Source organism: Providencia sp. UF-224 (genome assembly GCF_058245955.1).
Window position 1 is genome coordinate 176120 of sequence record NZ_JBSICC010000003.1, and the last position, 13551, is coordinate 189670.

General features: G+C 38.1%; 10 protein-coding genes and 3 pseudogenes. 7 read left to right on the forward strand and 6 right to left on the reverse strand.

Annotated features, from left to right (window positions below; translation table 11 throughout):
• Window positions 1-61: 61 nt before the first annotated feature.
• A pseudogene (locus AC4IFO_RS04940) lies at window positions 62-190 on the reverse strand (transposase); the annotation flags it as partial.
• A 673-nt stretch (window positions 191-863) separates the two neighbouring features.
• On the opposite strand from AC4IFO_RS04940, the gene AC4IFO_RS04945 reads away from it, so the two are divergent.
• Window positions 864-1118: a hypothetical protein gene (locus tag AC4IFO_RS04945; RefSeq protein WP_272536583.1), complete on the forward strand. Its 255-nt coding sequence runs from the start codon at window positions 864-866 to the stop codon at window positions 1116-1118.
• Between the two features lie 773 nt (window positions 1119-1891).
• On the opposite strand, the gene AC4IFO_RS04950 is transcribed toward AC4IFO_RS04945, so the two are convergent.
• Window positions 1892-2251 (reverse strand): hypothetical protein, encoded by a 360-nt coding sequence (locus tag AC4IFO_RS04950; RefSeq protein WP_490732296.1) that lies wholly within the window; start codon window positions 2249-2251, stop codon window positions 1892-1894.
• 145 nt (window positions 2252-2396) lie between these two features.
• The gene (locus AC4IFO_RS04955) at window positions 2397-2543 is read right to left on the reverse strand and encodes a hypothetical protein (RefSeq protein ID WP_490732298.1); all 147 of its coding nucleotides are present in this window, start codon (window positions 2541-2543) and stop codon (window positions 2397-2399) included.
• Window positions 2544-2668: 125 nt separating this feature from the next.
• On the opposite strand from AC4IFO_RS04955, the pseudogene AC4IFO_RS04960 reads away from it, so the two are divergent.
• From AC4IFO_RS04960 to AC4IFO_RS04970, 3 genes and pseudogenes are all read left to right on the forward strand, one after another.
• Window positions 2669-2917, forward strand: a pseudogene (locus tag AC4IFO_RS04960) (glycine zipper domain-containing protein); the annotation flags it as partial.
• 141 nt (window positions 2918-3058) lie between these two features.
• The gene (locus AC4IFO_RS04965; protein ID WP_490732429.1) at window positions 3059-3478 is read left to right on the forward strand and encodes an aspartate/glutamate racemase family protein; all 420 of its coding nucleotides are present in this window, start codon (window positions 3059-3061) and stop codon (window positions 3476-3478) included.
• A 743-nt stretch (window positions 3479-4221) separates the two neighbouring features.
• Window positions 4222-4907: pseudogene (locus AC4IFO_RS04970) on the forward strand (tyrosine-type recombinase/integrase).
• Window positions 4908-5197: 290 nt separating this feature from the next.
• On the opposite strand, the gene AC4IFO_RS04975 reads toward AC4IFO_RS04970, so the two are convergent.
• Complete coding sequence (locus AC4IFO_RS04975; protein ID WP_490732300.1) at window positions 5198-5797, reverse strand: thiamine pyrophosphate-dependent enzyme; 600 nt, start codon at window positions 5795-5797, stop codon at window positions 5198-5200.
• Window positions 5798-6247: 450 nt separating this feature from the next.
• Window positions 6248-7387: a glycerate kinase gene (locus AC4IFO_RS04980; protein WP_490732302.1), complete on the reverse strand. Its 1140-nt coding sequence runs from the start codon at window positions 7385-7387 to the stop codon at window positions 6248-6250.
• 762 nt (window positions 7388-8149) lie between these two features.
• Between AC4IFO_RS04980 and AC4IFO_RS04985 the strand changes: the two genes are divergently transcribed.
• The 3 genes from AC4IFO_RS04985 (at window position 8150) to AC4IFO_RS04995 (ending at window position 12471) form a co-directional block, all read left to right on the forward strand.
• The gene (locus AC4IFO_RS04985) at window positions 8150-9640 is read left to right on the forward strand and encodes an allantoin transporter (RefSeq protein ID WP_490732304.1); all 1491 of its coding nucleotides are present in this window, start codon (window positions 8150-8152) and stop codon (window positions 9638-9640) included.
• Window positions 9641-9740: 100 nt separating this feature from the next.
• Window positions 9741-11105, forward strand: a complete 1365-nt coding sequence (gene allB / locus AC4IFO_RS04990) for an allantoinase AllB (protein ID WP_490732306.1) — start codon at window positions 9741-9743, stop codon at window positions 11103-11105.
• Window positions 11106-11175: 70 nt separating this feature from the next.
• Window positions 11176-12471: a uracil/xanthine transporter gene (locus AC4IFO_RS04995; RefSeq protein WP_490732309.1), complete on the forward strand. Its 1296-nt coding sequence runs from the start codon at window positions 11176-11178 to the stop codon at window positions 12469-12471.
• Window positions 12472-12656: 185 nt separating this feature from the next.
• Here the strand turns inward: AC4IFO_RS04995 and glxR are convergent, their stop codons facing one another.
• Window positions 12657-13538, reverse strand: a complete 882-nt coding sequence (glxR, locus tag AC4IFO_RS05000) for a 2-hydroxy-3-oxopropionate reductase (RefSeq protein WP_490732311.1) — start codon at window positions 13536-13538, stop codon at window positions 12657-12659.
• Window positions 13539-13551: the final 13 nt, after the last annotated feature.

The window sequence follows — 13551 nt, forward strand, 5'->3', positions numbered from 1 at the left end:
CATTCATTGTAATGCTCGAAGGCTGCCGCAAGATTCTTTACTGTCGTTAATCCATTAGGTTTACCGCGGTCAGGCCTCCTTCTTGATACTGTTTACGCCAAAGGAAAAGCAGGCTTGCCGCGACACCATGTTGTCGAGCAACCATGGAAACACTCATACCTGACTCAAAGCTTTGTTGAACAATGGCCATTTTTTCTTATGGGGAACGTCGTTTTCTGCGTTCAGGACCTAATATCTCGATCATGTTATCTCCAAGAACTAGTCTAAAAACTAGTATTAAGATTATCACTAATTTAAGTGATACCAACTGTCTGGAGATCTAAGGGGCCAGTCTATCCGCCAGCAAACGAAGATAAAAAATAGTAGTTATTTCAACTTCTAAACAAGACTTTCGAATTGAATAAATATTTACTTGTAGCAGAGCAAGTTGCTCTAGTAGCTAAAGTGGTCCTATCCGACAAGCAATATTTTTTAGCTCTAAAATATTGATAGAGTCAATACTAGATACTAATTTACAGCTCATCGCTGCTTGCATTTCAGTGAGCTGTTTTTCTAATTTTTTTATTCGTTCTTCTAAACTACGGTCAGCCTTTACCATAGATATTCGGGGAGTTCATGTATTTCTGATATTTCGACTCATAACTACCTTTCTTAAATAGAAAAAGGCCACGCAATGCGCAGTTCTTGTAATAATTTATGGAATATTTTGTTGTTAGAAATGGTGTTGTAGAGGCACATACTGAGAGTGTATTTATTTAGGTTCCCATTGCATGTAACCACTTCAGACTGAGTGGTTATTTCATTCCCTAATGCCACTAACTTGTGTATAATTTAATCACCAACGTAAACAAGGAATGAATTGTATGTCTAGCACAATCAATGAATTATCTTTAAATGAGTTGGTTTCTCAGATTGATGAGATTAAGGCTGAAAATAGTGCCATAGAAATACTGTTAACTATGGTTATTCACCAGCTAAGCAATGAGCAAAAGTCGCGAGTTAAGTTAAGAGCTTATGAGTACAATAACCTCATCGCTAAAAATGGAGATTCAGAAGCGGAAAAGGGCTCTGCTATACGCCATGAGACTCTTAGTAAAATTCTTGATGCCGTAATTTAATCCTCCAATCTATTAATGACTTCTACATAAATGTAAGCATATCTTATTTAGATATGCTTTTGACTTACAATTAATCTATAAACTTTATATCTATCCTTTTGCCGGATATTCACAAATCTTGCACCCCTTTCGTTCATTACATCAGGCTATTACTGGTATAAAGTGGCTTTAGTATTTTCCACAATGAAAAGGAAGCATTCAACTTTATGAATTTGATAACTCTTGTGTAATTTCGCTGTCGCATGAATGTAATAGTTAATATGCCTTCCCATTTATATACAAAGGGGTACAGCTAATATGAACCGCCATCGAGGCATCTAACCCCGACTCTTAGTTTTGCTAAGACTAATTGGTCTTCCTGTTGAGCTAATGGCGGTATAAAGTTATTTAGCTAGATTGGTCAGATAGGAAACAAAAAGAATGAATAGCACAACCATTACAACAGCAATAATCATATTCTGTGAGAATATCACAACGCGCCTATAGAAGGTTGACCATTTCATGAGGAGCTCCTTGGGAGTTACTCCCTTGGATACCACATTTATTGTTTAGATAAAAACTCGCAAGTGCAAGATTTGCTTTTTATTGCAATGAGGTATGATAACTTAGACACTATAACACATCAACTATAAATTAGCGCGATTAATAATCAGAAAGCAAAAAAACCGCCATTGCTGACGGCTCTATACCGCAATCCAGATTTACCTAGTATGGGACGCCATGATTAAGTAAATCGGAGTGGTATTTATTTTTTTCAAGGCCGCCGTACAGCATTAATTTAATTTATATCCATACCCTGCACATTGCTCAATAATACTGTTGTACTTGTATTCATTATCACCAACGAGGACAACTCGACGTAAGTCAATCTGACCTATAGGCGCAGGCATTGAAAGAATAAAAGGGATTGTCTCTTTATTTGATTCAGCGAATGACCCGCAGTATGCATCATATGGATTAGCAATCATTTTGCCGAGTTTAAACTTTACAGATGCTGGTAATTTAAGGTGGTTTTTTATTAGGCTAACTACCTTTGCTTCTTCCTCCTTATTCAGATCTCTCTCCGCTGCTAAAGTGCTGCTTGATACAGCCATAATTGAGATGGTTAGTACTACTGAGAATAATCTACTCATTTAATTATCCCTCATTAAATATGAACATCCGATATCTATTTAATTTAGGTCGATAATATTATTAAAGATAAAATGGTGAGGCAATAAAGAACCCCGCATTCCGATATTTCATTCTATGATTTTGGTTGCAACGCATTCACTCTTATCACAATAGCATCAAATTTGCGTAGTTCACTAATACCTTTTTACTATCTATCACTTTTACTTTATTAACTACCTCGTTATCCATTTCTAGAGTCACATCCAGCATAGCTAAACAACCATCAACAAAGCCCTCAGCGACTTTCATCATTTGACGAATTCGTCCTTCACTCAGTTTCTATTTTTTGCAATACTACATTTAGATACTCCGTAAAGGTAATGCAACACTATCAAGCCTAATTCTTCTTCTTTTCAAACGTAGGTGGATTTGTTGTAGGAGCCAAAGCAGGTGCAATCATCGGTTCATTCATCCTCCCTAGTGTTGGCATAATTATCGGTGGTGGAATTGGAGGTACCACAGGTAAAGTATTCGGTAAACAAATTAATAATCTTGCGGGCCAAGGGTTTATAAAACCGAAAGATAATACTCGAAAACAAATAAATGTAACCTTAAGACTTACTTATGGCTACATAAAGAAAAAATCACTATTGGGATTATTTATGAACTTTAAAAGCATAGCATAAACCACGGTATCGTTTGTAACAGTTAGTATCAATTGTCAAAGTGCCATCACTTCAAATCAATATTCTAATTCAAAGAACTACGACATTACCTTTCCATCACAGTGAAACTTAAAGTATGAAGGCGTTGATTTCGATCTTGGCATTTATAGTTGTAAAGATTTAGTACAACTACAGTCAAATGCTCAACGTAAGCAGTTTGGAAAACAAGTTGAAAATTTTGGCCTAGCAAACCGGTTAGCTTCCGTGAGAACTGTTTCAATGACAGGCGCAGAAATCGTTAACAATCCAGATAAAGCTTATGAAATGATAGTGAAACTCAGCGATACCTGTGCACAAAAAGATGGGGCATCCTGTGTCATTTTGGGGGGAGCTGCACTCGCAGGTTTCCCCGCAATCCTTCATGAGCGAGTAAGTGTTCCACTGATTGATAATCTCGCAGTAACCATTTCAACGGCACTCACTCTAGCAAAGTACGTTCCCCAGCCAAATCGTAACCAGCAAACGCCATCACCTAAAATGGGCAGCCAAAATTTATCACCAGAACTTTCTGATTTTCTTTAAAAAAAAACAACAGATTAGTTAAAATTACACCAATGAATCTATCGAAGGTACTATTAATATCTATATGAATACGTCTCAATTAATGAAGATAGATATTAAAACTTATGTTAACCGAAAAATATTATGGCCCGCATTAGGCATGTGGGCCTTTTTTAGTTTAATTTCTAATAGACTAATTATAATTTACCTTCAGTAAAACCCACATTTCACAATAATTATCAATAAGTTAAAGTTTCTGGTTAATTTAAATTATGGCCAATAATATTCAATACCGTAAGAACTAAGGATGTTATTCTAGGTTTTAAACAACATTATTCATATCCTGAACAACATCCATTATGTTTTATACAAGAGCCAATAATGAATAAACCTTGAAGGTTATTAGAGAATTAATAGTATTACAGCCACTATGAATATTTCCAATATGAAAAATTATACCTTATTTAAAGCTAACCGAAAAAAATATAGTTTTTTACGTGAATTTAAGTAATCATAGACTCAAGAAATAAACTAATTCATTTTTAGGCACCTTATTAGGCACTTTTGAAAAGTTGAATTGAACATTAGCACTATAAAATCATTTAGTTAAGCGACGAATTCAGACTCCGCCAGCGAGTTGCGGGCTTTTTTATATCCTGCACTGTCCTATTTTATCCCACACAAGCTAATTCCTTTAGGCCCATTGATAGGCCCAACGAAAAAAACTAACATCTTTGTTGGGCCTAAACGCATGGAGATTTTTCATGGCAAGAAAAACTAAGCCATTAACCGATACCGAAATCTAAGCTGCTAAACCACAAGATAAGGACTATCAGCTATATGACGCTGATGGACTCACACTGTTAATCAAATCTAGCGCAAGCAAGTTATGGCAATTCCGTTACTACCGCCTTTATACAAAACAAAGGACCAAACAAAGTTTTGGGGCATATCCCGCCCCGCGAAAGCCCGTTGGGACGAAGTCAACTTTGAAACTAAGGAATGGAAGATACCCGCTGCTATAATGAAGATAAACCACCGTGAGCACACTGTTCCATTATCTGACGCTGCTTTAGCTATACTAGAGCTCATGAAACCACTCAGTGGTCATCGTGAGTTTATCTTCCCTAGCCGTATTAAACCTACCCAACCAATGAACAGCTAAACCGTCAATGCTGCATTAAAACGCACTGGATTCGGTTGTATGTTGGTTTCACATGGCCTACGTTCAATTGCCAGCACCGCCCTCAATGAGCAAGGCTTTCCACCTGATGTGATTGAAGCCTCCCTCGCACACGTTGATAAAAAAGAAGTGAGACGCACCTATAACTGCAGTGATTACTTAGAGCAAAGACGCCCTATGATGCAATGGTGGGCTGATTTTATTGAGAAGGCTGATAGGGGAAGTATTATTGAAGCCGGGATAAGAGGGATATCGCTAGTTGGGTAATTTGTGTGTACCCGCTCGAATTCGAACAGGTACAATAACAGTATAGAGCTATACGCCATCTATATGTCAGCTCTGCACCATTATCGGACATTACAGCAGTCTGCACGCTATTAATAATAAGGGAGCAAATCATTCCACCTTCAGTGTCCGCATATGAACGACTTCGTTTTGTGAGTGCAATCGATGGTGATACCAAAATAGCGTGTTCAAGTTACTCTGCTGTTCAATTATGAGTTTTTAAAACTCGCCTAAATATCAGGCGAGCGATTAAAATTAGTGCGGATAGCTGACTAAATTAACGGCGGGATTGACGGTAAAATAGGTACTTCAATGACTGTTGGACCTTGTCGATTGAAAGCCTCCTTGCATGCCTCTTTGACTTGCTCTGCTGTCTCTGCTCGAATAGCAGAACACCCATACCCTTTAGCTAATGCCACAATATCTAACCCGGGAATATCAAGCCCTGGTACATTCGGCGTTTCTTCCAACACTGCGAACGATTTCAATATCGCGTATTCATTATTTTTAGGTATAACAAAAACAATCGGCAATTTCTGCTGAACGGCACTCCAAAGCCCCTGCACCGAATACTGCATTGAGCCATCACCAATTACCGCAACAACGGGGCGATGACGACCGCTATCTTTTTCTCCCAAAGCAATACCTACACTCGCCGGTAAGTTCCAGCCTAAAGAACCACTGGCAAAGGTATAAAACGAATCTGGCGCTTCAATCGGCCACTCACGGTGTAATTCACCCAGATTAGAAGGGGATTCTTCAATCAAAATCGTATTTTTAGGAGACACTTCGCGTAATGCTCGGAAAAGTTCCGCTGCACTTAATACTGATGACTTAATAGCGAGCTCCTCTGCCACAGGATGAGGAGCCATATTATGCACTTGCTATGGAGCAATAGCAGTGAGCCCTTAAAACTCGACTCTGTCGGAAGGTAATTATTTTATTTTTCTGCTTAAATCAAGCTACTGAAACATAATATAGTCACACCTTTAGTTAATTATTGAGTATAACTAGCCAAAGGTGTAATAAACAGGAACGGCAAGTTTTATATTAATATTAGGTATAAAAACTCTGCAAGTGTGAGGTTATTTCTAGTTTAATCTTAAATTATCCATTGATGCTATACCACCCTAGTACTTCATTATTGCGTTTTCTACATGTTGAATAACTATTTTTATCCTCATAAATATACGATTAATTCAATCATCTCAAAAAGTCATCCTAACATCATACCCGTAATAAACACTAAAATTGATTATATCTATTTTGTGGTAAGCATTATTGATATTATTCAACATGCATTATCACCATGTTAGAAATGGCTACAATGATTTACCTAACTGTAAAACTTTTGCAATATTATACGCCGCTTGTTGCAGGTTTTCTGCTCCCTGCTTTAGCGCCTCATCTAACGGGCTTAACCTTGGTAAAATACTGAAAAAGGCATCGATACCTTCTTGGTGCAGTGCTTCAACGCCTTTACCTAATACGCCACTTAATGCAATAACAGGAACATTGTGTTTGGCCGCAACTTTGGCGATCCCTAAAGGCGCTTTCCCCCCTGCCGTTTGCCCATCCATGCTACCTTCCCCCACAATAACCAAGTCGGTATCAAGGATTTCTTGCTCTAACTTCACTGCATCAATAACGATATCAATGCCTGGTTTAAGCTGAGCATTCATAAATGCAGCGGCAGCAACAGATATCCCACCAGCAGCACCTCCGCCAGATAAATGCCTAAAATCATGCCCTTTAGTTTGTTGGATAACCTCAGCAAAACGATTTAAGCCTTTTTCCAATTCCAATACCATTGAAGCGGTTGCCCCTTTTTGTGGCCCGAATATCATCGCGGCACCCCGCTCCCCAACCAGTGGATTATCAACATCACAAGCCACTTCGATCGTACAGTGTTGCAATTGCGGAGACAGACTTGACGTATCAATCGTTGTGATATGATTTAAAACTTCACCGCCCAAACCAAGTTTATTTTGTTGATTATCATAAAAAACAACACCAAGGGCTTGAAGCATACCGACACCACCATCAACGGTTGCGCTACCGCCAATCCCTAAGATGATTTTTTTCACCCCTTTTTCAAGTGCATCTTGAATTAGCTGACCTGTTCCATAACTCGTCGTCAGCATTGGATTACGCTGCTCTGGACTAACTAGCATTAATCCACTGGCCTGAGCCATTTCGATAACAGCGGTTTTGCCATTATGTAATAAACCATAGTAAGCACTTACCATATCCCCTAATGGGCCTTTAACCTCAAGTGATACTCGCTCACCGCCTGCGGCTGCAATCAATGCATCAACGGTTCCTTCACCACCATCAGCAATCGGTAAACAAAGATATTGGGCATCAGGGAATACACTTTTAAATCCTTTAGTTATGGCATTTGCGGCACATTCTGCACTCATGCTTTCCTTGAAAGAATCAGGGGCTATGATAATTTTCATATATGGCTACCTATAGAACGGTTAAGTAATCAGTTAAATAATATTGTTAATTTCGAAAAATATTATCGGTTATCAAAATACACATCCATTTTTACAAAGTGCGCATATTACTGATAAATAGATTAGCTTATTAAATTGAGAGAATTATATTCAGCACCACTTCCTAAAAAACGTTTTAGTACTGAGTATAGCCATTAACTTCTATTCGCCATTGTATCAAAAAAAAACAATTGATAAAGATTTAATTGGAAAAATTTTCCAATTATTTTTACCTATAAAAATCAAATGATTATGCTTGCAATAAAAATAAATAAACATTAAAACAAACCTAAAATGAATCCACCCTCATTAAAATCAAGCAAAAATAGAGTAAATTAACTTAAATTGAACAAAACATCTCAAAAAAACAACAAAAAAAGAAATAATAAAAAACAAAATGTTTTGTAACATAATGTTTATTAAGTGTATTTATCACTAAAAGTGCTCCAGATCTATTTTTTGGAAAAATTTTTTAAATTTATATTGCATCCATCAGTTAACGGTGGCTATATTGAGTTCAAGAATTAATTCCTTGGTAGTCAATATAATTAATTAAACTGACGCTAATAACTATATATAAACCATTAGTTATTAAGTTGATGTGTATATAAAAAATAATATTATTTAAAAATTTAAAACAATAACTTTATTACTTTATTAAAAATTCGATTAGTTAAATCTCTCGTTTTCAAATTTAAATTATATGCGTGGAAGGACTCATATATGAACTATTCAGAAGAAAAAGAGATTTATCGTGAACGTGGTTATACAGATGATTTATTACCTAAAACACCGGAGCAACGAACATGGAAAACATTTAACTACTTTACGCTATGGATGGGTTCTGTACACAATGTCCCAAATTATTTAATGGTTGGCGGTTTTTTTATTCTGGGCCTTTCTACTTTAAACATTATGTTTGCCATCGCACTAAGCGCAATATGCATCGCTTTCGTTATGGTAATGAATGGTGCGGCGGGGTCTAAATATGGTATCCCATTCCCGATGCTACTTCGGGCATCTTATGGAATTAAAGGCTCACTCTTTCCTGGTGTATTAAGAGGCTGTATTGCTGCTATTATGTGGTTTGGCTTACAATGCTTTACCGGTTCATTAGCGCTACTAATATTAATCGGGAAAATTTGGCCTGAATTTTTAAATATAGGCAATGGTGAAACCTATATGGGAGTTACCATTCCAGCCTTTATTGTTTTCATCATCTTCTGGGCAATGAATGTTGCCATAGGACTAGGTGGAGGCAAGGTATTAAATAAACTTACTGCCATTCTTAACCCTTGTATTTATATTTTGTTTGGTGGTATGGCAATTTGGTCAGTTTCTTTAGTTGGCATTCAACCTATTTTGGATTACATCCCAAATGGTATTAGTGAAACGCCAAGTAAAGTATTCTTTTTCTTTATCGTGATTAATAGTGTTGTCGCCGTCTGGGCAGCTCCTGCAGTAAATGCTTCTGATTTCACACAATATTCGACTAGTTTTAAACAACAAGCCATTGGACAAACCGCTGGCCTGTTAGTGGCTTACTTGCTCTTTGCCATTAGTAGCGTATGTATTTTAGCTGGCGCCAGTATTCACTACGGTGTTGATACATGGAACGTGCTCGATATTGTTCAAAAATGGGATAGTTTATATGCCTCACTCTTTGCGGTAGTCGTTATTCTGATGGCGACAATTTCCACCAACGCTGCTGGTAATATTATTCCTGCAGGATACCAAATTGCTGCATTGTACCCATCCAAACTCACTTATCGTCACGGCGTTATTATTGCCAGTGTTATCAGCGTATTAATTATGCCTTGGAAATTAATTGAGAACCAGGACAGTATTTATACTTTCTTGGATATTATTGGCGGTATTTTAGGTCCAGTTATTGGTGTCATGCTATCGCATTATTTCATCGTAATGCGTACAAACATTAATTTAGATGTCTTATATACCCGTGCAGGTGATTACAAATTCTATGAGCACGGATTTAATGTTACCGCTTTCGTTGTCACTGTTATTGCAGTTATTTTCTCCCTTGGTGGAAAATTCATTCCTGTATTAGAGCCTATATCACGAGTGTCTTGGTTTGCTGGCGTCATATTAGCCTTTGTTCTCTACTCTTTATTCAAAAAAGACACCACTAAGGTGGTTGAAAATAAAGTAAAAGCTACGAATGATTCAGATATCGGCATAAAAAACCCAGTGTAATCTGAATTAAATACCCTATTCAGCCCGTTTTAATATATTGAAAACACGCTGAACAGTAATGTTAATAAATGAAATTATAATCTTATCTAAGGAATACCCTATGTCATACGATTTAATCATTAAAAACGGTACTGTCATTCTTGAAAACGAAGCAATTAAAACAGATGTCGCGGTAAAAAATGGCAAAATTGCCGCTATTGGCTCTGGTTTATCTGGTGCAAAAGAAGAAATAAACGCCGAAGGCCTAGTCGTTTCACCAGGTATGGTTGACTCTCATGCCCACATCTCTGAGCCTGGGAGAACACATTGGGAAGGCTATGAAACGGGGACGCGTTCAGCAGCAAAAGGTGGTATCACAACTATCATCGAAATGCCATTAAATCAGCTACCTGCAACCGTTGACCGTGAAAGTATTCAAATAAAATTCGACGCTGCCGCAGGTAAACTGTCAGTAGATGCAGCCCAATTTGGCGGTTTAGTCTCTTATAATCTCGATAGACTGCACGAGCTAGATGAAGTGGGTGTTGTTGGCTTCAAATGCTTTATTGCCACCTGTGGTGACAAAACTATCGATAATGACTTCCGTGATGTTGATGACTTTCAGTTTTTACGTGGCGCAGAAATTATCAGTAAATTTAACGACTCTCGTGTATTAGTTCACTGTGAAAATGCATCAATCTGTGATGAATTAGGTCGAGAAGCTGAAGCTCAAGGACGCATAACCGCTCACGACTATGTGGCCTCGCGCCCTGTATATACTGAAATTGAGGCAATTCGCCGCGTGTTATATCTGGCAAAAGTAGCTAATTGCCCAATACATATTTGCCATATCAGTAGCCCTGAAGGCGTCGCTGAAGTGACTAAGGCGCGCAATGAAGGACAGGATGTTACCTCAGAATCTTGCCCTCACTATTTTGCCTTAACAACCAATCAGTTTGAAAAAATTGGTAATTTAGCAAAATGCTCACCACCGATTCGTGATGAAGCGAACCAAGAAGGCATGTGGGAGAAACTGTTTAATGGTGAAATCGACTGTTTAGGTTCTGACCACTCACCATGCCCACCAGATATGAAAGCGGGTCATGTATTCAAGGCTTGGGGTGGAATTGCAGGGATGCAAAGCTGTGTTGACTTGATGTTTGATGAAGCTGTGCAAAAACGTGGGATGGAGCTTCCATTATTTGCCAAATTAATGGCAACTAATGCAGCTAAGATCTTCGGCCTTAAGCATAAAGGTTCCATTACCGTTGGTAAAGATGCAGATTTCGTGTTCATCAAGCCAAACTCACCTTATGAATTAAAAGCACAAGATTTAGAGTATCGCCATAAAGTCAGCCCTTATGTAGGACGCAAAATAGGTGCACAAGTTGCACGCACTATTTTACGCGGAGAAACTATCTACGATATTAATACTGGTGTTCGTGAAACGCCTATCGGGCAGTTTATTTTAAAACACCAACAGTAATATGATGTAAATAATACAGCACACTCTTTACTGGGTGTGCTGTATTGTTATTTATAACAGGATGTAATTTATGTTTAGTTTGAACAAAGATAATGTGTTATCAGGCTTGCAATGGTTCTTTTTTATTTTCTGTAATACAGTCGTTATACCTCCTACATTACAATCTGCATTTCATCTGAGCAATGCCACCACTCACACAATTACCCAGTATGCTTTTTTAGCCACATCACTGGCTTGCTTAATTCAAGCTATTTTTGGACACAAACGCTCTATCATGGAGGGTCCTGCGGGGCTGTGGTGGGGAACGATTTTATCTGTTGCATTTGCAGAGTCTGCTCAAGGAACACCATTAGAGGTTATTGGTGGTAGTTTTGCAGTGGGAATTGCCATTGCAGGGATCATCACTGTCATTATCGGCTTGAGTGGGGCAGGAAAGTATTTGGCTCTGCTATTTTCGCCTGGCGTGATGGCAGTATTCATGCTGTTACTCGGCGCTAACTTAATTACTATTTTTCTAAAAGGGATGTTGGGCTTACCTTTTAGTGCCACAACAGATGTTGTCCATATTAATTTCAATACATTCTTGTTAGCTTTATTTATCATGGTGTTGATCATTGGAATTATTGTCTTACTCCCTCGTCATATTAATAAATATGCTGTGCTGATTGGCTCAATATTGGGTTGGTTATTATTTTCAGTTATCTTTCGAAGTGACTCAACTGGCGTGGGTGGAATTGACTGGCAGCTTTTCCCTCTCGGAAAAATTGAAACTATCAATTATGGTATTGTCACAACCTGTGTTATTGCCTCACTGCTAAATACGTCCAATACGTTTGGTGCGATTAAGGGAACAGATTTATTTCATCCAGACTCGCCAGCAACGCCAGCCATGTATCGTCGTAGTTTTATTAGTTCGGGTGCACTCACTTTTGCCTGTTCACCACTAGGAATTGTGCCTTTCGCGCCATTTGTTTCTTCAATAGGGCTCATTACTCAAACCCACGATTTTAGTAAAAAACCCTTTATTATTGGTAGTTTGTTATTCTTTGTTATTAGTATCGTTCCCGTTTTTTCAGGGCTCTTTTCTACCTTTCCTTTAGTGATCAGTAGTACCGTGATGATGGTCACTTACTTACCTCTACTTTGGTCTTCTTTGTTATTTATTCGTATTTTAGATTTAAACCCACGCAATATTTATCGGCTTGCTTTACCTATTTTTATTGGCATATTTTTGATGAGTGTTCCTCCAACTTACATGCAAGATATTCCATTGATGGTAAGGCCTATCATCACAAATGGGTTATTAATGGGAATTATTATCTCTATTATCCTTGAAAATATATTTAAGTGGGATGCTGTAAAATAGAAAGGATAAATAAGATTTTATAGAGGTAATATACATTAATTATATTACCTCTTTTTTATTCACTTAATGCTATGCAAAAAAAGCCCCAGATACATGGGGCAAATAAACGACTAGTTAAACTGTTTACTACTTACATTTACACTTAAAACATGAGGATCATTACATTCAAACAATTAGACTGAGTATTAGTCTCCTAATTTATGGTTAGCCATAATTTCAATTGCTTTGATTAAGGCTGAATGGTCATTATCTTGACCGCCATGTGCAGCACATAAATTGAAGAGTTCCTGACAGGTCGCGGTATTTGGTAAGCTCATCGATAAAGCCTTCGCACCCTGTAAAGCAAGATTTAAGTCTTTTTGATGTAAAGAGATCCTAAAGCCTGGGTCAAATGTGCGTTTTACCATGCGCTCGCCATGAACTTCAAGGATACGCGAGGATGCAAATCCGCCCATTAATGCTTCACGAACACGTGCAGGATTGGCCCCTGCTTTTGACGCAAAAACTAATGCTTCAGAAACGGCTTCAATGGTTAATGCAACGATAATTTGGTTGGCAACCTTACAGGTTTGCCCATCCCCATTTCCGCCCACCAAACTGATATTTTTACCCATTAATTCAAATAGCGGTTTTACCTTAGCGAAAGTCGAGTCTTCACCACCCACCATAATGCTTAATGTGCCTTGCTTAGCGCCAACTTCACCACCGGAAACCGGTGCATCTAAATACTGACCGCCTAATTCATTGACTTTTCTTGCGTATTCTTTTGTTTCAATCGGGGATATGGAGCTCATATCCACAATGATTTTGCCTTTTAACGCTGTAGATGCACAGCCGTTCTCACCAAATAGTACCTCCCCAACGTGGGGGGTATCTGGCACCATAACAAAGATAATATCAGCGTTTGCTGTCACTTCTTTAGCCGATGAAAACGTCTTTGCCCCTTCATCCGTAAGATAAGCTGGGATTTGCCCACGAGTATTTACAGCCAGCTCATGGCCACCCTTTAATAAGTTAGCCGCCATTGGGCCACCCATAATTCCTAAACCAATAAAGCCTAATTTCATGATACTCTCCTAA

Excerpts from the sequence above, each read along its gene's own strand:
- AC4IFO_RS04975 (WP_490732300.1), bottom strand. The coding sequence starts at position 5,797 with ATGGCTCCTCATCCTGTGGCAGAGGAGCTCGCTATTAAGTCATCAGTA.
- AC4IFO_RS04995 (WP_490732309.1), top strand. The coding sequence starts at position 11,176 with ATGTTTAGTTTGAACAAAGATAATGTGTTATCAGGCTTGCAATGGTTC.
- AC4IFO_RS04950 (WP_490732296.1), bottom strand. The coding sequence starts at position 2,251 with ATGAGTAGATTATTCTCAGTAGTACTAACCATCTCAATTATGGCTGTA.
- AC4IFO_RS04945 (WP_272536583.1), top strand. The coding sequence starts at position 864 with ATGTCTAGCACAATCAATGAATTATCTTTAAATGAGTTGGTTTCTCAG.
- glxR (WP_490732311.1), bottom strand. The coding sequence starts at position 13,538 with ATGAAATTAGGCTTTATTGGTTTAGGAATTATGGGTGGCCCAATGGCG.
- AC4IFO_RS04955 (WP_490732298.1), bottom strand. The coding sequence starts at position 2,543 with ATGATGAAAGTCGCTGAGGGCTTTGTTGATGGTTGTTTAGCTATGCTG.
- AC4IFO_RS04980 (WP_490732302.1), bottom strand. The coding sequence starts at position 7,387 with ATGAAAATTATCATAGCCCCTGATTCTTTCAAGGAAAGCATGAGTGCA.
- allB (WP_490732306.1), top strand. The coding sequence starts at position 9,741 with ATGTCATACGATTTAATCATTAAAAACGGTACTGTCATTCTTGAAAAC.
- AC4IFO_RS04985 (WP_490732304.1), top strand. The coding sequence starts at position 8,150 with ATGAACTATTCAGAAGAAAAAGAGATTTATCGTGAACGTGGTTATACA.